Raw genomic sequence first — 21,682 nt, 5'->3', positions numbered from 1 at the left:
AGTCTGGGCGGTCGCTCATCCCTCCCCGCCTGCCGTCGGCCGACCCTCCTCGCCGGGGGCCCCGCCTGCCGTCGGCTCGGTGGCTCCGGGCCGGGCGCCGTTTGGCCTCCCGGCGTCCGCGACCCCAGCGCTGAGCCCACAGCAGTCTGAACGGGTGGCCCTCTCCCCCGTTCCGACCGAGCGGACGGAGGACCTCCTCATGCACCCCAACGTCAACGACCAGACCGGCCCTTCCCCTGAAGTGACAACCCCACCGGGCATCCCCGAGCAGCGCCAGCCCATCGAGGACACCGTCCCCCTGGTCTCGGCCGCCGCCGCCTCCGCCGCGGGCGCCGACCCGGCCCCCGCCCCGACCACGGACCTGACCTCCGACCCGGCCACGGACTCGGACCTGGCTTCGGACTCGGCAACGGACTCGGCAACGGACTCGGCTGCGGATTCGGGTTCGGACCTGGCTTCGGATCCGGCCGACGCCGCCGAGTCACCGGCCGCGGAGTCACCGGCCATCGACTCGCCGCTCGCGGACGACGCCGCCATCACCGTCGCCGTCCCCGACGACATCTCCGACATCGTCGGCCCCGCCGACGAGGAGTCCCCCGCCTCCACCGACGAGGAGCCGGCCGCTGGGGTCGACGCACACGCCGCCGAGTCCACCCCGACCGCCGACCTCCAAGCGACCGACACCCCCGCCGAAGAGGCAACCGCCGAAGCCACCACCGTCGAGGAAGTCTCCGCCGAGACCACCTCCGACGACGAAGAGGCTGCCGAGCCCGAGGCCGTGGACGCCGCCACCGAGGCCACCGCGGACGACGTCGCCGAAGAGGCCGAAACGGTCGAAGACGTCACCGCCGAAGCCTCCACCGCCGACGACGCAGACGCCGAGCCCGCCGCCGAAGCCTCCACCGAAGAGGCCGAGACCGTCGAAGACGTCACCGCCGAAGCCGACACCGTCGAGGAGGTCGCCGCCGAGACCACCTCCGACGACGACGCAGCCGACAGCGAACCCGAGGCCGTAGACGCCGTCGCCACCGAGGACACCTCCGCCGACGACGAACCCGCCGCCGAGGCTTCTGCCGACGAAGGCGACGCCGAGGATCTCGAGACCCTCGAAGAAGTCGCAGCCGAAGCTGCCGACGACGAAGAGCCCGCCGCTGAGGCCTCCGACGCTGACGCCGAAGCCATCGAGGAGGTCGCCGCCGCAGACGACGACGCGGCCGAGACGGTCGAGGAAGTCGCCGCAGAGGCAACTGACGACGAAGCCAGCGAGGCGGACGCATCCGAGGACGCGACCGCCGAGGACGACACCACCACCGACGCCGTGACGGAAGAGCCCGCAGCCGAGTCGGACTCCGACGACGAGCCGGAAGCCGTCGAAGAGATCGCCGCCGAGGACACCTCCACCGACGACGAACCCGCCGCGGAAGCCACCGCCGACGACGCCGACGACGCCGACGCCACCTCCACCGACGACGCCGAAGAGGCCGAGACCGTCGAAGAGGTGGCCGCCGAGGCCACCGACGACGCCGACGAGACCGAAACGGTCGAAGACGTCGCCGCCGAAGCCGACACCATCGAAGAAGTCGCCGCCGAGACCACCTCCGACGACGACGCCGCCGAGGACACCTCCACCGACGACGAACCCGCCGCCGAGGCTTCTGCCGACGAAGGCGACGCCGAGACGGTCGAAGAAGTCGCCGCAGAGGCCACCGACGACGAAGCCGGCGAGGCGGACGCATCCGAGGACGCAACCGCCGAGGACGACACCACCACCGACGCCGTGACGGAAGAGCCCGCAGCCGAGTCGGACTCCGACGACGAGCCGGAAGCCGTCGAAGAGGCCGCCGCCGAAGAGACCTCCACCGACGACGAACCCGCCGCGGAAGCCACCGCCGACGACGCCGAAGAGGCCGAGACCGTCGAAGAGGTGGCCGCCGAAGCCACCGACGACGCCGACGAGACCGAAACGGTCGAAGACGTCGCCGCCGAAGCCGACACCATCGAAGAAGTCGCCGCCGAGACCACCCCCGACGACGAAGCCGGCGAGGCAGACGCATCCGAGGACGCAACCGCCGAGGACGACACCACCACCGACGCCGTAACGGAAGAGCCCGCAGCCGAGTCGGACTCCGACGACGAGCCGGAGGCCGTAGCCGACGAGGCCACCGACGACGAACCCGAAGCAGCAGCGGCCGACGACGAGCCTGACGCGGTTGCTGATGAGGTGGTTGCCGATGAGGAGGCCGCCGAGCCCGAGGCGGTCACCGAGGACGAGCCTGTCGCCGAAGCCGACGAGACCGACGCTGCCGGCGATGAGCCGGAGGCCGAGGTCGCCATCGAAACAGCCGCCACGGACGACGAGGCCGGCGACGACGAAGCCGCCGAACCCGACGCCGAGGCCACCGTCGAGGACGAGGTCGCCGAGGCCGACGCGGAGGCCGTCACCGTCGAGGACGAGGCCGCCAGCGACGAAGACGAAGCCGCCGAGCCTCAGGCCGAGGCCATGGACGAAGACGCAGCCGCCGAATCCGAGGCCGAGGCCACTGCCGAGGACGAGGCTGCCGACGGCGGCGACGAAGCTGCCGAGCCCGACGCAGAGGCCACGGCCGAGGACGAGGCCGCCGAGCCCGACGCAGAAGCCACCGTCGAGGACGAGGCTGCCGACGAGCCCGAGGCCGAAGTGGCGGTGGACGACGAAGCGGTCGCCGTCGAAGCGGTCGCCGTCGAAGCGGTCGCCGTCGAAGCGGTCGCCGTCGAAGCGGCTGCCGAGGACGCGGCCGGCGAGGACGAAGACGGCGGCGAGGCGCCGGAGGCCGAGGCCGTTGTCGAGGGCGAAGAGGTCGCGGCGGTGCCGGAGGCTGAAGCGGCCGCCGAAGAAGGTGCCGCTGAGGACGAGGCCGGCGATGATGAGGCTGCCGAGCCCGACGCCGAGGCCGTGGTCGCCGAGGACGAGGCCGCTGAGAGCGAGCCGGAGGCCGAGGCTGCCGCGGAGGACACGGACGGTGACAGCGCCGAGGACGTCGCCGCGGAGGCCGAAGCCGAGGTCGACGCCGAGGCGGACGACGACAGCGACGACGAGCCCACCGCAGAAGCGGAAGCGGACGACGACAGCGACGACGAGGCCGCCGGCGACGCTGAAGCCGAGGTCGACGCCGCAGCCGATGTTGAGGTGGAGGAGCCGACCGCCGGCGAGGAGGACGACGCCGAGGTCGAGCCTGCCGCAGCAGCGGAGGACGCCGAAGCGGAAGACGCTGCGGACGATGTCGAGGAGATCGCGGCCGAGGCTGCGGACGACGATGACGCCGCTGATGCCGAAGCCGACAGCGACGACGAGCCGGCCGCGGAAACGGACGCGGACGACGAAGCCGACAGCGACGACGACGAGCCCACCGCAGAAGCAGAAGCAGACGCTGAGGACGACGAGGACGACGACGACGAGGACGACGAGCCGGTCGCGGAGGCTGACGCGGAGGACGAGGACGAAGACGCGGACGGTGAGCCGGTCGCGGAGGCCGACGCCGAGGACGACGCTGAGGACGAAGCGGCCGACGACGAGCCGGTGGCCGAGGTGGAGGCGGACGACGACGAGGAGCTCGAGTACGCGACCGCCGGGCCCCTCCCGCTGCGGCCCGGGGACCTCGCCGAGCAGCGGATCGTGTTGTGGAAGCCGAAGCGGGCGGACAAGTTCCGGTCGCGGCTGGTCAAGGCGGAGTCCAAGTTCGTCGACGACCCGGTGAAGGCGCTGACGCGGGCGTCGGCGGTGGTGAGTGACGCCATCGAGACGCTTGCCGAGAAGTTGCAGGAGCAGCAGCTGGCGATCGACCCGCACCGGTCGGCCAAGAACCCCGACACCGAGGCGCTGCGGGTGGCGTTGCGGCAGTACAAGGAGTTCCTGGAGCGCGTGCTCGCGTTGTAGACGAGAAGCGCGAAACGGGGCGGACCGCACACATCGGTCCGCCCCGTTTCGTGTTTGACGCACGTTCAAGATTTCATCTACCGTTGAGTTCATCACTCGTTGAGTTTCAGGGAGTGACCGGAGGAATCCAAGATGGCCAACGCGATCGAGGTCGAGCACCTCGTCGTCGCGCGGGGCAAGCGGCGGGTGCTGCATGACTTCACCTGCACGGTGCCCAGCGGGAGCGTCACGGGGCTGCTCGGACCGAGCGGCAGCGGCAAGACCACGTTCATGCGGGCGGTCGTCGGCGTGCAGAAGATCGTCAGCGGGACGGTGACGGTGCTCGGGCACCCGGCGGGGTCGAAGCCGCTGCGCGACAAGGTGGGCTACCTGACGCAGGCGCCGAGCGTCTACGCGGACCTGACCGTCCGGGAGAACGCGCGGTACTTCGCCTCGCTGTACGGGCTCGGTGCCGCCGCGGCGGACGAGGCCGTGTCCGACGTGGGGCTGGGCCAGGCCAAGAACCAGCTCGTCGGGACCTTGTCGGGCGGCCAGCGGGCCCGGGCGTCGCTCGCCTGCGCGATCGTGAGCAAGCCGCAGCTGCTCGTGCTGGACGAGCCCACCGTCGGGCAGGACCCCGTGCTGCGCAACGAGCTGTGGCAACGGTTCCACGCCCTGGCGAAGGCCGGCTCGACGCTGCTGGTGTCGAGCCACGTGATGGACGAGGCGGGCCGCTGCGACCGCCTCCTGCTGATCCGCGAGGGGCTGCTCATCGCAGACGAGTCGCCCGCCGCCGTACGCGAGCGGGCCGGCACGGAAGACCTGGAAGAGGCGTTCCTGCGACTCGTACAGGCGCAGGAGACGGAGAAGGAGAAGGTGGCCTGACATGTCCGCACGTCTGACGTTCGCGACCGCCGGGCGCATCCTGCGGCAGCTCCGCCACGACCGGCGCACGATCGCGTTGATCCTCGTCGTGCCGACGGTGCTGCTCACGCTCCTGCGCTACCTGTACGACACCAACCCCCAGCTGTTCGACCGCGTCGGGCTCGTCATGCTGGGCGTGTTCCCGCTGGTGATCATGTTCCTGCTGACCAGCGTGGCGATGCTCCGCGAACGCACCACCGGCACCCTCGAGCGGCTGCTGACCACGCCGATCGGCAAGGTCGACATCCTGCTCGGCTACGGCATCGCGTTCGCCGTAGCGGCCGCGGTGCAGGCGACGATCGCGTCGGCGCTCGCGTACCTCCTCCTCGGCCTCGACACGCTCGGACCGGCGTGGCTCGTCGCCGTGATCGCGGTCGGCAACTCCGTGCTCGGCATGGCGCTCGGCCTGCTGGTCAGCGCGTTCGCCAACAGTGAGTTCCAGGCGGTGCAGTTCATGCCGGCGGTGGTCCTGCCGCAGGTGCTGCTCTGCGGGCTGCTGCAGCCCCGCGACCAGATGGCCGGTTGGCTGCAGGCCATCAGTGATGTCTTTCCCATGTCGTACGCCGTGCAGGCGCTCACCGAGCTCGGCACCCACACCGAACCGACCGGCCTCATGTGGAGGGACCTCGGCATCATCGTCGGCTGCGTCATCGTGGCACTCTTGCTCGGGGCGGCGACGCTACGCCGGCGCACCCCGTAAAGCCCCTGAAGCAGACGCACGACGGGAAAGCAGGCTCATGGCACGCACCGGACGACGCCCCGGCAACCAGGACACCCGCCAGGCGATCCTGACCGCCGCCCGCGAGGCGTTCGCCGAGCGTGGCTACGACGGGGCGTCCATCCGCCAGATCGCCACCAGCGCCGGGGTCGACCCGGCGCTGGTACACCACTACTTCGGGGCGAAGGACAAGCTCTTCCTCGCCACGATGGACGCGCCGATCGACCCCGGCGAGATCGTGCCCAAGGTCTTCGAGGGCGACCTCGACGGCGTCGGCGAGCGGCTCGTCCGCACGTTCCTCGGCGTGTGGGACTCCCCCGCCGGCTCGTCCGCGGCGGCCCTGTTCCGCAGCGCGATGCAGCACGAGTGGTCGGCGCGGATGTTGCGCGAGTTCCTGGTGAGTCAGATCCTGCGCCGCGTGGTCGCGCAGCTCAAGCTCGACCCGGCGGAGGCCCCGAAGCGCGCCGCCCTGGTCGCGTCGCAGATGGCGGGCCTCGTCATGGTCCGCTACATCCTGAAGATCGAGCCGATGACGACCATGTCGCAGGACGAGATCGTGTACAGCGTCGCTCCGACCATCCAGCGCTACCTCACCGAACCCCTGCCGGCCCTCGCACCGGCCACCGCACCGGCGTCTGCACCGGCCTCCTCAGCGTCCTCCTCACGGGCCTCGAAGCGCTGAACCGCCACCGCGCCCGGACCACCAGATGCCGGCGCCGGAGCGCCGTTGTCGCCCGGTTCGCCGGGCGGCGCGAGGCCGGATCGGCTAAGCGGGTTGACAGAGGTTCTGCGCGTAACCAGGCGTGGGTGGGTCGCCAGGGGCGAAGACGACACGGCCTTGCCGGTTGTTGATGATTGGTGAAGAACCAGACACCACCACAACGAACCGGCAAGGTCGTGTCCATTATGCGCCCTGTCTGTGTATCCGCCGAGGTCTCCAGCAGCGCCCGGGCCCAGATCATGCACCTGCTGCACGGCCGGTGGCGTACCGCCACCCGCCTGATCATGGTCGTGCTGTCCACCGCCGGCATGTCCCCGGCCCAAATCGCCGACCTGCTGGACTACCACCCCGCCACCGTGCGCCGCTGGCTGCACCGCTACACCATCGACGGCATCCCCGGCCTACCCGACCGGCCCCGACCCGGACGGCCCCGCCTCGGCGGCCCAGCCCTCACCGCACGCATCACCACACTGCTCGCCAAGCCCGGGCCGTGGACCATCCAGCGAATCCGGCAGCAGCTGGGCAGACCCCAGGTCAGCCTGCACACCCTGTGGCGACGCACCCGCACGGTGGCCCAGTGGCGACGACCCCGCCTCGTCCCCAAAGGCGACCCCGACCACGACCGTGTTGTGGCGGGCATCCGCCGCCGCATCGCCCGGCTCCCGGCCGGATCGGTCGTCCTCGCCGCGGACGAGGCCCACCTCGACCTGCTCCCCACAGTGCGGGCCACCTGGACCCTGCACAGACGCCGCCACCGGGTCATGACACCGGGCAAGAACCGGCGCGCCACCATCTTCGGCGCCCTCGATCTGGCCACCGGCGCCTGGTGGTCGCTCTGGGCCCGCCGCAGCGCCGCCGGTTTCACCACCATGCTGCAACTGCTGCTGACCGCCTACCCCACCGCCCCAGCAGTGGCGGTCATCTGCGACAACGACAACATCCACCACGCCGCGAGGGTGCAGCAGTGGGTCAGCGACCACCCGCGGCTGCGGTTGTTGTACGGGGCTACGTACAGTCCGCATGACAATCCGGTGGAACGCGTCTGGGCTGCGCTCAAAGCGCAGTTGGCCAACACCGCGGTCACCTGGACCGAACGCATCCACCAAGCCCGCGTGTTCTTCCGGCGACGAACACCACAGCAGATGCTGACCACCGCCGCCGCATGGACCTCACCGTGGCTGCCCCGCAGTTACGCGCAGAACTTCAGGGAATCCGCTTAGTCGTCGACGTCGGCGCAGTGGTACCGCGCCTGCGGGGTCAGCAGCAGCGCCACCAGCACGCCGGCGCAGCAGACCGGCACGACCGCGAACGGCAGCGGGGCCGGCAGCAGCCACGTCAGCAGCGGCGCCATCGCCCCGACGAACGCCCAGAACACCAGGCTCGCCAGCCACGCCCAGTGCTCGCCCCGCTTGATCCGCGTGCCGAGGAACACCAGCACCACCGCGAGGGGGAACAGGAACAGCACGGCGTTGAAGAACAGCACGAAGTCCAGGTAGCCGGTGCCGCCCTGGTTGGCCGGGTCGACCTGCATCCCGGACAGCAGCACGCCGAGCGCCGCCAGCGCGAGGGTCAACATGACGCCGCCGATCGCGTTGAACCCCGTCACCGCGACCCGGACCTGCATCGGCACGTATCGACGCCCCCCGGCTGGCACACCGCAACTGTAGGTCCTCCGCCGCGGTTCACCACCCCCGACGCGCGGTCCCCGACCGGTCACCCGCCCGGGGACACGCGATGGCCGCCGTCAGCGGGTCTGTTCGAGCCACGACGCGTACAGGCGGCCGTAGATCGAGTCCGGATCGGCGACGAGCTCCGCGTGCGGACCCCGCTGCACGACGTGCCCCTTGTCCACGACGATGACCTCGTCGGCGCTCTGCGCGGTCGACAACCGGTGCGCGATCGCGATCGTCGTCCGCCCCCTGGTCACCGCGTCGAGGGTCCGCTGCAGCCGGACCTCGGTCGCCGGGTCGACGGCGCTCGTGGCCTCGTCGAGCACCAGGAGGTCGGGGTCGGCGACGTACGCGCGGGCCAGCGCCACCAGCTGCCGCTCACCGACCGACAGCGCCTCCCCGCGCTCGCCGACCTCGGTCTGCAGGCCGTCGCTGAGCCCGTCGACCCAGTCGAGCAGCCCGAGCTCGGTGAACGCCAGCTCCAGGTCCACGTCGCTCAGGTCGGGCCGGGCGAACCGCACGTTGTCGGCCACCGTCGCGTCGAACAGGAACCCGTCCTGCGGCACCATGACGACCCGGCGGCGCAGCGAGCCGAACCGCACCTCGGTCAGCGGCACCCCGGACAGCAGCACCTCGCCGGTGGTCGGGTCCATGAGCCGCGTCAGCAGCTTCGCGAACGTCGTCTTGCCGCTGCCCGTCTCCCCGACGACCGCGACCCGTGTACGAGCGGCGACCGTTAGATCGACGTCGGTCAGCACCTCAGGCCCGTCCGGATACGCGAAGTGCACGTGGTCGAACCGCACGTCGACGGCGCCTTCGGGCAGGTCCCGGCCCTTGTCACCGGGGTCCGCGACGTCCGGCGACGTCTCGATGATGTCCAGGACCCGGCGCCAGCCCGCGATCGCGTTCTGCGCCTCGTTGAGCACCTCGGTCGCGACCTGCACCGGCTGCACGAACAGCGTCGCCAGGAACAGGAACGCGGTCAGCTGCCCGATGGTGAGCTGCCCGTCCACGCCCAGCAGCGTGCCGACCACGACGACGCCGCCGAGCGCCAGCCCCGCCGCCAGCTCGCCGAAGCTCATGCTGACCACGTTGTTGGTCTGCGCCCGGAACTGCGCCCGCCGGCTCCGGTCGATCGCCGTGTCGAGCCGCTCCGCGGTGCGGTGCTGCACGCCGTACGCCCGAACGACCGACGCCCCGACGACGCTCTCCGCGATCGCCCCGAGCATCGCCCCGATGCTCTCCCGCACGTCCAGGTACAGCACGCTGAGCCGCCGCTGGAAGTGCCGCACCACGAACACCAGCGGCGCGAACGCGAGGATCACCACCAGCGTCAGCTGCCACGAATAGAAGATCATGACGCCGGTCGTCACGAAGAGCTGCCCCAGGCTGATCAGGAAGATCAGCCCACCGAACTGCAGGAACTGGCTGATCTGGTCCACGTCCCCGGTCACCCGCGAGACGAGCGCCCCGCGCCGCTCCGACTGCTGGTGCAGCATCGACAGATCGTGAATGTGCCGGAACGTCCGCGTGCGCACCCCCGCCAGCGCCGTCTCGGTGACCGTGAACAGCCGCACGTTCATCATCGCCGCGCTGAGCATCGTCAGGAACAGCACCCCGGCCGTGATCGCCACGATCGTGGTGAGCACCCCGACGTCGGGCCCGCCCGGCGCCCGCAGCCCCTTGTCGATGCCCTGCTGGATGGCGACCGGCACCGCCACCCGGCCGGCCGTCGCCAGCACCGCCAGCCCGAGCGTGCCCGCCAGCCCGGTGAACAGCTCCGGCGACAGGCTCAGCCCGCGCCGCAGCACCCCCACCTTCGGCGCCTCGCCGGCCTTCGCCTGCTCCGCCGCCTCAGCAGTCGCCGCCGTCATGCCGACACCTCCGCCGTCCTTGAACACCGACCCGACCCGAACCCGCCGCCACGCATCCCAGCCCCTCCCCCACGCCCCCGCACCAACCCGCCGGCAAGCCAACCCGCCGGCCACGCCCCGAACCAGACATCCCACCCGGACAGGGGCGGGACGGGAGTGGGAGCCGTCATGCGGTCACGGACTCCTCGTCGTCGAAGAGGTGCTCGCGTTCCTTCTCGGCTTCGGCCTTCTCGTACGCGGTGACCAGGTCGGCGTAGCCGGGGACGGTGGCGAGGAGGTCGGCGTGGGTGCCGCGGGCGGCGACCCTGCCCCGCTCCAGCCAGACCACCTCGTCGGCCAGGGCGATCGTGGCCCGCCGGTACGCGACGACGAGGATCGACGCCTGGCGGTCGTCGTCACGGCGCAGCGCGGCGAGGATCGCGGCCTCGACGCGCGGGTCGACGGCGCTGGTCGCGTCGTCGAGGACGAGCAGGCGCGGTGCGCCGGCCAGGGCGCGGGCGATCGTGAGCCGCTGCCGCTGCCCGCCGGACAGTGAGGTGCCGCGCTCGCCGACCTTCGTGTCGAGCCCGTCGGCGAGCTGGTGGATGAACCCGTCGGCCTGGGCGAGGCGCAGCGCGGACCAGGCCGCCTCGTCGTCGACGGCGTGCCCGGCGGCGGTGCGCCGGTCGAGCGTCACGTTGCCCCGGACGGTGTCGTCGAAGACGAACGGCACCTGGGCGACCAGCGCGACCGTGCCGACGAGCGCGTCCTGGCTGAGGTCGCGGGCGTCGACCTCGTCGACCCGGACGGTGCCGGTGTGCGGGTCGACGAGCCGGGCGGCGAGCGCGGCGATCGTCGACTTGCCGGAGCCGGTCGAGCCGACGAGCGCGACCGTGCGCCCCGCCGGCACGTCGAACGTGACCCCGCTCAGCACGTCGCCGCCCCGGTTGCCGTCGGCGTCGGCATACGCGAAGTGCACGTCCTCGAACCGCAGCGCCGCCGGCTTGTGCGCGTCCGGCAGCGTGGCCGTGCCATAGGCCATGTCGCCCTCGGCGTCCAGCACGTGCCGGATCCGCTCCCAGCCGACGACGCTGCGGGGCAGCTCGGCGAGCACCCAGCCGATCGCCCGCACGGGGAACGCGAGCACGGTGAACAGGAACGCGACGCTGACCACCTCGGCCACCTCGACGGCGCCCTGGCGGAACCGCAGGCCACCGACGACGAGCACGGCAAGGGTGCCGATGCTCGGCAGCGCGTCGAGCACCGGGTCGAACATCGCCCGGACCCGCCCGACCTGGATCGTGGCGTCGCGCAGCTCGATCGTCTTCGCCGAGAACCGCTCGGTCTCCGCGGCCTCCCGGCCCATCGTCTTGACCACGAGCGCGCCGTCGAAGCTCTCGTGCGCGACCGCGCTCACGTCGGCCCGCAGCTGCTGCGACTTCGCGACGCGGGGCGCCATGCGGCGCGAATAGGCGACGTTGACCCCGAGCAGCGTCGGGAAGATCGCGACCCCGACGAGCGCCATGGCCCAGTCGGTGGCGAACAGCGAGACGATCGCGGCGACGAGCATGACGACGGTGCCGACGGCCATCGGGAACGGCGCGATCGGATACCACGCGGACTCGACGTCGGCGTTGGCATTGGACAGCAGCGTCCCCGTCGCATGCCGCTGGTGCCACTCCAGGGGCAGCCGCAGGTAGCGCCGGGTGACGGCCTGCCGGTAGCGCGCCTGGAGGCGGAACTGCATCGCCCCCGCCCCGAGCCGCCGGCCGAAGATACCGAGGATCTTGCCGAGGCTGACCGCGAGGATCGCGACGCCGCCGAGCAGCAGCGTGCCGAGCGTGACGTGCCGCTGGTCGATCGCGGGCAGCGCGATCTCGCCGACGACCCGCCCGGAGACGAACGCGGTCGCGATCGTCAGCAGGCTGAACACCACGCTGCCGACCACCGAGATCGCGAACACGTGGGGCTCGTCACGGACGGCCCGGCCGAGCACCCACAGCCCCTTGAGGAGCACCTTGCCGCTGGTCACATCCGCCCTCCGTAGCGTCGGGCCGGTAAGTCGCCCCGACCGTCTGCAACCTTACCGACGGGGTACGACAGAAACCGGCTCCGGCGGGACGCGACTAGCGTTACGTGTATGACTTCATTCGCGCGGGCCGAGCGCCTGGCGCTCGCCGAGACGCTCCTGGCCGCGGGTGCCGACGCGCCGACCCTCTGTGACGGCTGGGTGACCCGTGACCTCGCCGCGCATCTGGTGCTGCGGGAGCACCGCCCCGACGCCGCGGCCGGCATCCTGCTGAAGCCGGTCGCCGGGCACACGAAGAAGGTCCAGGACCGCCTCGCCGCGGGCGACTACGAGCAGCTGGTCGGCAAGGTCCGCCGGCCCGCGCTCTGGGTCAGGCCCGCCTTCGCCGAGGAGGCCGTCAACATCACCGAGTTCCTCATCCATCACGAGGACGTGCGGCGGGCCGTGCCGGGGTGGACGCCGCGCACGCTGGACGCGGCCTACGAGCAGGCCGTGGCGAAGCGGCTCAAGGGCGCCGCGAAGCTGTCCGCACGGCGGTTCCCCGCCGCGATCACCGTGCGGCCGGCGGACGCCGAGCCCTTCGCCGTCGGTACAGGCGGAGAAACGCTGACGGTCCAGGGGAAGCCCTCGGAGCTGCTCCTGTTCTTCACCGGCCGCCAGGCGCACGCCGACGTGACCGTCACGGGCCCCGATGCGACGGCCGAGCGGCTCAGAACGGCGCGACTGGGACTCTGAGTCTCGAATCTGGCCCCAGGCAACAGGATTCGCCGTTCCACTACGTTTCGGTTTCGGGTCTAGCCGGTAACACGACGGACCCTTTACCCTCCAGTAACCGACGGGACGTGATGCCAGTCACCGTTACGTCCACGCCAGCCCGGAGGCGCCCCACATGACCCAGACCCAGCGGCTCGAACTGCCCTACCGCTCGATCCCGGACATGTTCCTGCACCGTGTGGCCGAGACCCCCGACAAGCGCGCGTTCGGCAAGCCCGCGGCCGACGACGCCGGCGACCCCGTCTGGCTCACCTGGCGCGAGGTCGACGAGCACGCCCGCGCGATCGGCGCCGGCCTCACCACGCTCGGCGTGCGCCCCGAGGACCGCGTCGGCATCCTGGCCAACACCCGCCTCGACTGGATCCTCGCCGACCTCGGCATCATGCTCGCCGGCGCGGCCACCACGACGGTCTACCCGACCACCGAGCCCGAGGACGCCGTCTACATCGTCGCCGACTCCGGCTCGAAGGTCCTCTTCGCCGAGAACCCGGCGCAGGCCGCCAAGCTCGACGGCGCCGACCTGCCCGAGCTGGTCGCGGTCGTGCTCCTCGACGGGGTCCCCAGCGGCGGCGAGCAGCGCAAGACCCTGTCCCTCGCGCAGCTGGAGGCCGCCGGGCGCGAGGCGCTCGACCAGGACCCCGAGCTGATCACCCGCATCGTCGCCGGCATCACCGGCGACCAGCTCGCCACCCTCATCTACACGTCGGGCACGACCGGCCGCCCCAAGGGCGTCGAGCTGATGCACGCCGGCTGGGTCTGGCAGGGCTACACGCAGGTCGACATGGGCCTGCTGACCGCCGACGACCTGCAGTACCTGTGGCTGCCGCTGTCGCACTCGTTCGGCAAGACGCTGCTCTGCGGGATCGTGTACGTGGGGCTCCCCACGTACGTCGACGGCCGCGTCGACAAGCTCATCGACAACCTCGGCAAGATCCAGCCGACGCTCATGTGCGCCGCGCCCCGCGTCTTCGAGAAGGTCTACAACCGGGTCGTCACCGGCGCGCAGGCCGACGGCGGCGCCAAGTGGAAGATCTTCACCTGGGCGGTCAAGGTCGGCAAGCAGGCCTCCGCCGAGCGCCTCGCCGGCCGCACCCCGGGCGGCATGCTCAAGGTCCAGCACGGCATCGCCGACAAGCTGGTCTTCAGCAAGCTCCGCGCCCGCCTCGGCGGCAAGATGCGCGCCATGGTGTCCGGCTCCGCGCCGCTGTCGAAGGAGATCGGCGAGTTCTTCTTCGCCGCCGGCCTGCCGATCCTGGAAGGCTACGGCCTGACCGAGACGTCGGCGGGCTCGTTCGTCAACCGCGAGGCGACCCCCCGCATCGGCACCGTCGGCACGGCTCTGGGCGACCTGGAGGCGAAGCTCGACACCGACGGCGAGATCCTGCTCAAGGGCACCCCGATCATGCGCGGCTACCACAACCTGCCCGACGAGACCGCCGCGTCGTTCACCGAGGACGGCTGGTTCCGCACCGGCGACATCGGCGAGTTCGACGCCGACGGCTACCTGCGCATCACCGACCGCAAGAAGGACCTCATCAAGACCTCCGGCGGCAAGTACGTCGCGCCGAGCCACATCGAGGGCCTGTTCAAGTCGGTCTGCCCGTACACCTCGCAGTGCGTCGTGGTCGGCCAGGCCCGCAACTACGTCACGATGCTCGTCACCCTCGACCCGGACGCCATCAAGGGCTGGGCCGACGGCACCCCCCTCGCCGGGAAGTCCTACGACGAGATCGCCGCGTCACCCGAGGCGAACGCCCTGATCGAGGGCTACGTCAAGGAGCTCAACACCAAGCTCAACCGCTGGGAGACGGTGAAGAAGTTCTCCATCCTCAGCCGCGACCTGTCCATCGAGGACGGTGAGCTCACACCGTCGCTCAAGGTCAAGCGCCGCGTGGTCGAGAAGTCCTTCGCCTCGGACATCGACCGCATGTACACGGGGTCGCTCGCCGAACTCTGATCACACCCCACAGTGTCATGGCCTCCGGGAACCGCCATCCCGGAGGCCATGACGCTTTTCAACCCCGAAGAGCAAGAACAAGTTCATGGCTCCGGTCCGCCGTGCGAAAGACCGTCGCTCCCGTCAGCCGCCGGTCGGGCCCTGGGGGCCCTCCCTCTCCGTCCGCGTGTAGTTGCGCCGACGCGACCTGCGGCCGCGACACCCCACCCGCCCCCCTCATGATCCGGAAGACTTCATGTCGCCAGAGCAGCAAGAACTCTTCCGGATCACGGAAAGCAGCCCCGGCACCGACCAGCCCAGCCGCGACAGACCCCGTCCGCGCCCCACGTGATCCGGAAGACTTCATGTCGTCAGGGCAGCACAAACTCTTCCGGATCACAGAAACGGGCCAGCAGCAAGCAGCTCAAGCCCGACCAGACAGCCGCCCAACTCGCGATCCACATGATCCGGAAGACTTTTCGTCGCCAGAGCAACAAGAACTCTTCCGGATCACGGAAAACGGGTCGGCAGCGAGCAGCCCGGACCGGCTAGCCAGCCGCGCGACGCCGCGATCCCCACATGATCCGGAAGACTTCATGTCGCCAGAGCAGCACGAAGTCTTCGGGATCATGTGGAAAGCAGGTCAGGCGACCACGACCGGGGTGGACCAGGCGTGCCGGCGGGGGCGGTCCAGGTCGGCGCGCGCCGCCGCCAGCCTGTGGACCGCTTCGACGAGGTCGGTCTCCGGCAGCGTGTACGGCAGCCGCATGAACCGCTCCATCGTGCCGTCCGCACCGAAGCGGGGCCCCGGCGCGACCCGCACCCCGAGCTCCTCGGCCGCCCGCGCCAGGGCACTGGACACCGGCGCGTCGAGCTCGACCCACAGCACCATCCCGCCGCCCGGCAGGACGAACCGCCACTCCGGCAGCTCGGCGCGCAGCGCGGCGGCCAGGGTGTCCCGGCGGGCGAGCAGCTGCCGGCGACGGGCCGACACGATCTCCGACCGGCGGCGCAGCAGCTGGACGGCGACGAGCTGGTCGAGCACCGGCGACGCCATGTCGACCCCGACCCGGGCCGCGGCGAGCCGCGCGATCAGCGGCGCCGCCCCGCGGACCCACCCGATGCGCAGGCCGCCCCAGTACGGCTTGCTCATCCCGCCGATCGTCAGCACCCGCGCGCTGCGGTCGAACGCGGCCACCGACGGCGGCAGCGCGCCGTCCGCGAAAGCAGGGTCCAGCGCGAGATCCACGAACGACTCGTCGATGATGAGGTCGGTGCCGGCGGCGTGCGCGGCGGACGGCAGCCGCTCCCGCAGCGACGTCTGCATGAGGTGGCCGGTCGGGTTGTGGAAGTCGGGGATCAGGTACGCGACCCGCGCCTGCGCCGCCCTGACCGTCGACAGCAGCAGGTCCTCGTCCCAGCCGTCGGGCCCGATCGCGTAGGCGCTGATCCGGGCGCGGCTGGCGGTGAACGCGCTCAACGCGTTCGGGTACGTCGGCGTCTCGACCAGGGCCCGCTGCCCGGGCGCGACCAGCAGCCGCAGCAGCAGGTCGAGCGCCTGCTGGACGCCGCCGGTGACCATGACCTGGTCGGGGTCGGTCGGCAGGCCGCGCTCCGTGTAGCACTGCGCGATCGCCTCGCGCAGCACCGGCAGCCCCATCGGCTGATAGCCGGCGCCGAGCGTGTAGGGGCCGAGCTCGGCGATCGCCTCGGTGGCCGCCTCGTTGAGCTCCGCCGGGGCGGGCATCGCCGCGCAGCCGAGGTCGATGAGATCGGCGTCGTCGCTCGGCGTCCACAGCCCGGACGTGCCGACGCGGTGCCCGGCGGGCAGCGCCGTCCAGCTGCCGGCGCCGCGGCGGCTGCTGAGGTGGCCGCTGTCGCGCAGCTCACGGTAAGCGGCGGTGACGGTCGTCCGGCTGATGCCGAGCGCCGCGGCGAGCTCGCGCTCCGCGGGCAGCCGGACCCCGAGCGCCAGCCGCCCGTCGATGAGCAGGCCACGGACGGCGCTGGCGAGCACGACGTACTCGGGGCGGCGGCCGGCGGGCCCGCGCACGCCGACGGCGACCTGCCAGGCATTGAGCATGCGGGCCAGTTGCGCGCCCCGGACGATCGCTGACAAGGCCAGTCCCCCTCAATTGGCTCTTTGCATGTGTCGGATTGGCCCTAGGGTGGCACGCATGGACGCCCCAGGCAAGACCAATCCCATCCCGCTGCGCCACCGCTTCACGCGTCGCTTCGTGCAGCTGCAGCTGGGTCTGCTGGTGTACGGGGTGAGCATCGCCTTCCTGGTGCGGGCCCATCTGGGGCTCGATCCGTGGGACGTGTTCCAGCAGGGCATCTCGAAGCGCACCGGGCTGAGCCTGGGCACCGTGGTCTGCGCGGTCGGCGCGCTCGTGCTGCTGCTGTGGATCCCGCTGCGCCTGCGGCCGGGCCTGGGCACCGTCAGCAACGTGGTGGTCATCGGCGTCACCGCCGACCTGACCCTGCGGGTCGTGCCGGACGCCGGCGCGTGGTGGCTGCGGGGCGCGCTGATGGTCGCCGGCGTGGTGCTCAACGGGGTGGCGACGGCGCTCTACCTCGGCGCCCGCATGGGGCCCGGCCCGCGCGACGGGCTCATGACCGGCCTCGCCGCGCGGTACTCCTGGCTGTCGATCCGGGTCGCGCGCACGTCGATCGAGGTGACCGTGCTCGCCGCGGGCTTCCTGCTCGGCGGCTCGGTCGGCGTCGCCACCGTCCTGTACGCGTTCGGCATCGGCCCGCTCACGCAGCTGTTCCTGCCGCTGTTCGCGATGCGCGACCCGCGCCCGCTGCCGGCTCCGGCGGCGGCTCCCGCCTGACGCGCACCGCGCCGAGCAGCACCCCGCCGAGGATCGCGGCGCCGCCGGCGGCGTCGTACCAGTGCAGGCGCTCGCCAAGCAGGAGCGCCGACGACAGCAGCGCGAACACCGGTGCGAGGGCCGCGAACGGGGCCACCGTCGCCGCGTCGTAGCGGGCGATCAGCCTGCCCCACACGCCGAAGCCGAACAGCGTGCTGAGGTAGGCGATGTACGCGATCGCGCCGAGCGCGGTCAGGTCCAGGCCGCGCAGGCTGTGCCAGACCGCGGACGGCCCGTCGACGGCGAGGGTCAGCACGACCAGCGGCGGGGTGGCGACCGCGCTCACCCACACCATGAAGTTCAGCATGTCGGCGGCCTGCGCCTTGCGCATCGCGATGTTCGCCAGCCCCCACGCCGCGCCCGCGGCCACGACCAGCAGGAACGCGCCGACCGGCCGGTCCAGGCCGAGCTGCGAGGCGATCAGCACGATTCCCGCCCCCGACAGCGCCACCCCGGCGAAGCGACGACGGCCCGGCCGGTCGCCCAGCAGTACCATCGCGAAAATCAAGGTGAAGACCACCTGGCTCTGCAGGACGAGCGCGGACAGCCCCGACGGCAGCCCGGCCGCCATCCCGGCGAAGAGCAGCGAGAACTTCACGACGCCGAGCGCCACCCCGGTCGCGACCACCCACCGCCACGGCACCTTCGGCCGCCCTACCAGCAGCACCGCGGGCAGCGCCGCCGCCCCGAACCGCAGCGCGCAGAACAGCAGCGGCGACATGCTGTCCAGCCCGACGTGGATGACCACGAAGTTCACGCCCCAGATCGCCGAGACCAGGATCGCCAGCGCGACGTCACGATGCTTCATGGGTCGATCGTCATCCCGGAAAACCGTGAAGCACTATCGAAAGGTTCTACACGATTGTTGTAGCATCGCTTCATGCTTGATCTGCCGAGGCTTCAGGCGCTGCGGGCCGTCGCCGTGTTCGGCACGGTCACGGCCGCCGCGGGCGCCCTGCACTGCACCCCGTCGGCGATCTCCCAGCACCTCGCCAAGCTCGAGCGGGAGACCGGAAGCACACTGGTGGAGAAGGACGGCCGGCGGCTGCGGCTGACCGAGGCCGGGCGGGTCCTGGTCGAGCACGCCGGCCGGATCCTCGCCGTCGTGGAGGAGGCCGAGGCCGCGCTCGCCGCCCACCGCGAGACGGTGTCCGGGCACCTGAGCATCGCCTCGTTCCCGACCGCGTGCCGCGGGCTGCTACCGCACGCCCTGCGCAGCCTCGCCGTCGACCATCCGCAACTGGAGCCGACCCTGCAGGAGGGCGACCGCGAGTCGTCGTTCGACGGGATCCTCCGCGGCACCGTCGACGTCGCGCTCATCGACGAGTGGCTCGACATGCCGGCGACGTACCCGACCGGGGTCGCGAGCGTGGAGCTCGGCCTCGACGTCGGCGACCTGATCCTGCCCGTCGACCACCCCCTCGCCGGCTCGTCCGGCCCGGTCGGCCTCGACGCGCTGCGCGGCGAGCGGTGGATCGCCTCCAAGCCCGGCACCGTCTGCCACGAATGGCTGCAACGGATGCTGCCCGGCGCCCGCCCCACGATCCTCGTCAACGAGTTCGAGACGCAGCTGACCTTCGTCGCCGAGCGGCTCGGCGTCGCGTTCATCCCCCGGCTGGCCCGCAGCACCCTCCCGCCGGGCGTCGTCGCGCGCCCGATCACCCCCGAGGCCGCCCGCCGCGTCAGCGTCGCCTGGCGGGTCGCCGCCGGCGGCCGTCCCGCGATCTCCGCGACCGTCGCCGCGCTGCGCGATGCCTGGTCACACCGCGACCACTGGCCCACCGACCACGGCATTCACGTCGTATAACCGCAGGTCATCGGGGCAATTCCGGGTTAAACGCTCACTCACTCATTCATTTCTGCGGGTTTCCCCGGCACCCCTTACATTGATGCCATGGCCATCTTCGGACGCACCCGCACAGCCACCGGCGCAGGCGTCCTGGCGACGCTGCTCCTCGTCCTGCTCTTCGGTAACCAGATCTTCTCGGAATGGGCCGACCGGCACGCGGACACCAACACCGTGTGGGGCTGGTTCCTGCATCTGCTCACCTGGCCCCGCTGGTGGCTCGTCCCCCACGACGACTCCGGCAAGGCCGCCCGCGAGCTGCTCGCGAACGACCTGAAGGCCCTCCTCCTCATCCTCTTCACCGCCCTCATCCTGGCCATCGCCGGCCGCTCCATCGTCACCGGCGGCGGCGCCTTCATCCTCGGCTGGGCATCGCTGATCTTCGGCGCCGCCCTCGCCGGCTTCGCCACCGACTTCCTGCTCTCCGACCCCACCCTGATCGGCGCCTTCAACGCCGCCGCGGCCGCCGCCGGCTACGGCCTCTTCGTCGGCTGGCTCGTCGGCATCGCCGTCACCACCGGCAAACGCGGCGACTGACCCCCGCCACCAAGACGCTGTGCGATCTACAGGCTGACCCCCCCCAGAACCGGAGATCGCACGACGTCCCTCGGCCCCCGCACGAGCAGACCGGCCCATAGCGAGGTAACGACCCCACGCCGCCATGGACCACGGTCGACAGCCACCCGCCCACCGCGTAGAGCAGACCGCCGCGCCCAATCGACCTGACAACACACCCCGATCGACTGTGGACTCGCGGCAGCCATCCCAGAAACCGCCACGCCCAACCGGCCCGGCCGGCACCCGCCCCGGAACGGCCGGTCCCCCACGCTGTCCGCCGGGGCTGCTCCCGGAAGGCTTCGTGCAGCCATCAGCACGAACGGACCGGATCATGGCAAGCCGTGACCACCCGCCCGCCGGGCCGCTGGCCGGTCGGGCAACCCGGGCGGTCGTCAGCGGACGGAGTGGCCGGCGTCCCGGAGGGTGGTCTTGACGTCGCCGATGGCGAGGTCGCCGAAGTGGAAGACGCTGGCGGCGAGGACCGCGTCGGCGCCGGCCGCCACCGCGGGGACGAAGTGCTCCAGGGCACCCGCGCCGCCGCTGGCGATGACCGGGATCGTCACGACCTCGCGGACGGCCTTGATGAGCTCCAGGTCGAAGCCGTCCTTGGTGCCGTCGGCGTCCATGGAGTTGAGCAGGATCTCACCCGCGCCGAGCTCGGCGACCCGGGCGGCCCACTCGACGGCGTCGAGGCCCGCGCCGCGGCGGCCGCCGTGGGTGGTCACCTCGAATCCGCTCGGCTGACCCGCGGCCCGGCGCACGTCCAGCGACAGCGTCAGCACCTGGTTGCCGAACCGTTCGGCGATCTCGGCGATCAGCTCCGGCCGGGCGATCGCGGCGGTGTTGACCCCGACCTTGTCCGCGCCGGCGCGCAGGAGGGTGTCGACGTCGGAGACGGCGCGGACGCCGCCGCCGACGGTGAGCGGGATGAACACCGTCTCCGCGGTCCGGCGGACCACGTCGAGCATCGTGGAGCGCCCGTCGGACGAGGCCGTCACGTCGAGGAAGACCAGCTCGTCGGCGCCCGCGGCGTCGTACGCGGCGCCGAGCTCCACCGGGTCGCCGGCGTCGCGGAGGTTGACGAAGTTGACGCCCTTGACGACCCGGCCCGCGTCGACGTCAAGACACGGGATGACCCGCACCGCGACGGTCATGACGGCTGCTCGGCCAGGACCTGGAGGGCTTCGGTGACGTCGAAGGCGCCCGCGTACAGGGCCTTGCCGACGATGACGCCCTCGACGCCGGCGGGTTCGAGGGCGGCGAGCTGGCGCAGGTCGTCGAGCTTGGAGACGCCGCCGCTGGCGATGACCGGCTTCTTGGTGCGGCCGGTGACCTCCAGCAGGAGGGTCAGGTTGGGCCCGGTGAGGGTGCCGTCACGCATGACGTCGGTGACGACGTAGCGGGCGCAGCCGGCGCGCTCCAGGCGGTCGAGCACCTCGAACAGGTCGCCGCCCTCCTTGGTCCAGCCGCGCGCGGCGAGCTGGTGACCGCGGACGTCGAGCCCGACCGCGACCTGCTCGCCGTACGTGGCGCAGACGTGGTCGCACCAGTCGGGGTTCTCCAGGGCGGCGGTGCCGAGGTTGACCCGGGTCGCGCCGGTCGAGAGGGCCGCCCGCAGCGAGGCCTCGTCGCGGATGCCGCCGGACAGCTCGACCTGCACGTCGAGGCGGCGGACGACGTCGGCGAGGAGCTCGGCGTTGGAGCCCCGGCCGAACGCGGCGTCGAGGTCGACCAGGTGGATCCACTCGGCGCCCTGCCGCTGCCAGGCGAGGGCGGCCTCGAGCGGGTCGCCATAGGTGGTTTCGCTGCCGGCGGCGCCCTGGACGAGACGGACCGCCTGGCCGTCGGCGACGTCGACTGCGGGCAGGAGCTGCAGGGCCATGGG

The 21,682-nt window shown here is 71.8% G+C and carries 17 protein-coding genes; 10 read left to right on the top strand and 7 right to left on the bottom strand.

All coding sequences use genetic code 11. The annotated features are described in order from the left end of the window. Positions 1-154: 154 nt before the first annotated feature. The 5 genes from ACQEVZ_RS36315 to ACQEVZ_RS36295 all read left to right on the top strand — a co-directional run bounded on the left by ACQEVZ_RS36315 (position 155) and on the right by ACQEVZ_RS36295 (position 7,475). Positions 155-3,913 (top strand): hypothetical protein, encoded by a 3,759-nt coding sequence (locus ACQEVZ_RS36315; RefSeq protein WP_433374949.1) that lies wholly within the window; start codon positions 155-157, stop codon positions 3,911-3,913. Between the two features lie 132 nt (positions 3,914-4,045). Then, on the top strand, positions 4,046-4,777 hold the full coding sequence (locus ACQEVZ_RS36310; protein ID WP_344503961.1) for an ABC transporter ATP-binding protein: 732 nt from the start codon (positions 4,046-4,048) through the stop codon (positions 4,775-4,777). A 1-nt stretch (position 4,778) separates the two neighbouring features. Further along, positions 4,779-5,516, top strand: coding sequence for an ABC transporter permease (locus ACQEVZ_RS36305; protein ID WP_360558561.1), 738 nt, complete (start codon positions 4,779-4,781; stop codon positions 5,514-5,516). A gap of 37 nt (positions 5,517-5,553) precedes the next feature. After that, positions 5,554-6,216 carry a TetR family transcriptional regulator gene (locus ACQEVZ_RS36300; RefSeq protein ID WP_433374944.1) on the top strand — a complete coding sequence of 221 codons (663 nt, stop codon included), beginning with the start codon at positions 5,554-5,556 and terminating at the stop codon, positions 6,214-6,216. Between the two features lie 224 nt (positions 6,217-6,440). Beyond that, the gene (locus ACQEVZ_RS36295) at positions 6,441-7,475 is read left to right on the top strand and encodes an IS630 family transposase (RefSeq protein ID WP_433362362.1); all 1,035 of its coding nucleotides are present in this window, start codon (positions 6,441-6,443) and stop codon (positions 7,473-7,475) included. Here ACQEVZ_RS36295 and ACQEVZ_RS36290 read toward each other — a convergent pair. The 3 genes from ACQEVZ_RS36290 to ACQEVZ_RS36280 all read right to left on the bottom strand — a co-directional run bounded on the left by ACQEVZ_RS36290 (position 7,472) and on the right by ACQEVZ_RS36280 (position 11,795). Beyond that, positions 7,472-7,909, bottom strand: a complete 438-nt coding sequence (locus ACQEVZ_RS36290; protein WP_344503958.1) for a hypothetical protein — start codon at positions 7,907-7,909, stop codon at positions 7,472-7,474. The two genes, ACQEVZ_RS36295 and ACQEVZ_RS36290, sit on opposite strands and share 4 nt — an antisense overlap. Positions 7,910-7,999: 90 nt before the next feature. Further along, complete coding sequence (locus tag ACQEVZ_RS36285; protein WP_433374941.1) at positions 8,000-9,799, bottom strand: ABC transporter ATP-binding protein; 1,800 nt, start codon at positions 9,797-9,799, stop codon at positions 8,000-8,002. Between the two features lie 166 nt (positions 9,800-9,965). Continuing rightward, the gene (locus ACQEVZ_RS36280) at positions 9,966-11,795 is read right to left on the bottom strand and encodes an ABC transporter ATP-binding protein (protein ID WP_433377167.1); all 1,830 of its coding nucleotides are present in this window, start codon (positions 11,793-11,795) and stop codon (positions 9,966-9,968) included. 123 nt (positions 11,796-11,918) lie between these two features. Here ACQEVZ_RS36280 and ACQEVZ_RS36275 point away from each other — a divergent pair, with 123 nt between their 5' ends. Both ACQEVZ_RS36275 and ACQEVZ_RS36270 read left to right on the top strand, forming a co-directional pair. Beyond that, a complete protein-coding gene (locus ACQEVZ_RS36275) occupies positions 11,919-12,542 on the top strand; it encodes a TIGR03085 family metal-binding protein (protein ID WP_433374938.1) in 624 nt (207 codons plus the stop codon). A 154-nt stretch (positions 12,543-12,696) separates the two neighbouring features. Further along, positions 12,697-14,538 (top strand): AMP-dependent synthetase/ligase, encoded by a 1,842-nt coding sequence (locus ACQEVZ_RS36270; RefSeq protein ID WP_433374935.1) that lies wholly within the window; start codon positions 12,697-12,699, stop codon positions 14,536-14,538. Between the two features lie 622 nt (positions 14,539-15,160). Here the strand turns inward: ACQEVZ_RS36270 and ACQEVZ_RS36265 are convergent. Further along, positions 15,161-16,636, bottom strand: a complete 1,476-nt coding sequence (locus ACQEVZ_RS36265) for a PLP-dependent aminotransferase family protein (protein ID WP_344503954.1) — start codon at positions 16,634-16,636, stop codon at positions 15,161-15,163. A gap of 58 nt (positions 16,637-16,694) precedes the next feature. Here ACQEVZ_RS36265 and ACQEVZ_RS36260 point away from each other — a divergent pair, with 58 nt between their 5' ends. Beyond that, positions 16,695-17,354 carry a YczE/YyaS/YitT family protein gene (locus tag ACQEVZ_RS36260; RefSeq protein ID WP_344503953.1) on the top strand — a complete coding sequence of 220 codons (660 nt, stop codon included), beginning with the start codon at positions 16,695-16,697 and terminating at the stop codon, positions 17,352-17,354. Here ACQEVZ_RS36260 and ACQEVZ_RS36255 read toward each other — a convergent pair. Next, the gene (locus ACQEVZ_RS36255) at positions 17,278-18,201 is read right to left on the bottom strand and encodes an EamA family transporter (protein WP_360558572.1); all 924 of its coding nucleotides are present in this window, start codon (positions 18,199-18,201) and stop codon (positions 17,278-17,280) included. The genes ACQEVZ_RS36260 and ACQEVZ_RS36255 overlap by 77 nt on opposite strands. Positions 18,202-18,273: 72 nt before the next feature. On the opposite strand from ACQEVZ_RS36255, the gene ACQEVZ_RS36250 reads away from it, so the two are divergent. Further along, a complete protein-coding gene (locus ACQEVZ_RS36250; RefSeq protein ID WP_433374930.1) occupies positions 18,274-19,200 on the top strand; it encodes a LysR family transcriptional regulator in 927 nt (308 codons plus the stop codon). Between the two features lie 87 nt (positions 19,201-19,287). Then, positions 19,288-19,776, top strand: a complete 489-nt coding sequence (locus ACQEVZ_RS36245) for a hypothetical protein (RefSeq protein ID WP_344503950.1) — start codon at positions 19,288-19,290, stop codon at positions 19,774-19,776. Between the two features lie 413 nt (positions 19,777-20,189). Here ACQEVZ_RS36245 and hisF read toward each other — a convergent pair whose 3' ends face one another. Both hisF and priA read right to left on the bottom strand, forming a co-directional pair. After that, positions 20,190-20,951: an imidazole glycerol phosphate synthase subunit HisF gene (gene hisF, locus ACQEVZ_RS36240; RefSeq protein ID WP_433374927.1), complete on the bottom strand. Its 762-nt coding sequence runs from the start codon at positions 20,949-20,951 to the stop codon at positions 20,190-20,192. Beyond that, a complete protein-coding gene (gene priA, locus ACQEVZ_RS36235) occupies positions 20,948-21,679 on the bottom strand; it encodes a bifunctional 1-(5-phosphoribosyl)-5-((5-phosphoribosylamino)methylideneamino)imidazole-4-carboxamide isomerase/phosphoribosylanthranilate isomerase PriA (protein ID WP_433374924.1) in 732 nt (243 codons plus the stop codon). The genes hisF and priA overlap by 4 nt, the downstream gene beginning before the upstream one ends. Positions 21,680-21,682 lie beyond the last annotated feature (3 nt).

The sequence above is a fragment of the Dactylosporangium sp. CA-152071 genome, from assembly GCF_050936335.1.
GTDB classification, from domain to species: Bacteria; Actinomycetota; Actinomycetes; order Mycobacteriales; family Micromonosporaceae; genus Dactylosporangium; species Dactylosporangium maewongense.
Note: the sequence above shows the minus strand (reverse complement) of the source record. Positions and strands in the feature narration are given on the sequence as shown.